Raw genomic sequence first — 941 nt, 5'->3', positions numbered from 1 at the left:
AGCAGCGCGCCGGCACGCGCCAGCTGCCGCGCGCCATCAGCGTCAGCGGCTGCACGGCGCGCATCCCCGCCGCCAGGCACCAGCGCAGCAGCCCGGCCTGGCGGCTGGGCAGCAGCAGCGCGACGGGACGCCCTTGCAGCGCCGCCGCGCCGGCCAGCAGTGCGGCCATGTCCTGCTCGGTCTCCGCCACGCCGTGGTTCATCAGCCAGAGTTCCGGCGCCGTCAGATAGGCCAGGATGCGGCCGCGCCGTTCCAGCACCACCGGCCCGAAGCGCCGCACCGCCGCCTGCAGCTCGTTGCGGCGGGAGATGCCATGCGCCGTGGCGCAGAGCGCGTCGCAGGCCGGCACGTCCGCCTCCGTCATCGGCCGCACCCGCGCACCCGCCGGCAGCGCGCCGCGCGGCTGGCCGTCCAGCAGCAGCAGCGGCGCCTTCACCTCGAAGCCGAGCGACGCATAGAGCGCGAGGGAGCGCATGTGGTAGCCGGCCTGCACCAGCCGCACGCTCGCCGCGCCCTCGGCGTGGTCCAGCACGGCCTGCATCAGCCGCCGCCCGACGCCGCCATCCTGCCAGCGCGGATCCACGGTGATCGGCCCGACCGCGCGCACCTCGTCGCGCTCGTCGAGGAAGTTGGAGCCGATCACGTGGCCACCGGCCTCCGCAACCACGCCGAACACCTGCGTGTCGGCGATCATCGCCTTCGCCAGGGCGATCCCGGCCTCGCGCGAGGGGAAGTCCTTCGGGAAGTCGTGCGCCGAGGAAATCTCCTCGAAGGCGTCGTGCATGATGCGCCCGCAGGCCTCGGCATCCGCCGCGACGGCGCTGCGGAGCGCGACGGGCTGCGTGCCGAGCCCGGTTGCGTGCCCGATATCCATGGCGTCCTCTCCTCCTCTCGTCAGGCGGCGTGGCGCAGCGGCGCCGGGGTGGGCGGCGCGGCGCGGC

1 protein-coding gene is annotated in these 941 nt (G+C 75.2%); it reads right to left on the bottom strand.

The window, feature by feature from the left end:
• A partial coding sequence (locus OZN99_RS32455; RefSeq protein WP_270939300.1) for a GNAT family N-acetyltransferase occupies positions 1 to 874 on the bottom strand: 874 nt, incomplete at its 3' end.
• Positions 875 to 941: the final 67 nt, after the last annotated feature.

It is taken from the genome of Falsiroseomonas oryzae (assembly GCF_027856955.1).
GTDB classification, from domain to species: domain Bacteria; phylum Pseudomonadota; class Alphaproteobacteria; order Acetobacterales; family Acetobacteraceae; genus Falsiroseomonas; species Falsiroseomonas oryzae.
Note: the sequence above shows the minus strand (reverse complement) of the source record. Positions and strands in the feature narration are given on the sequence as shown.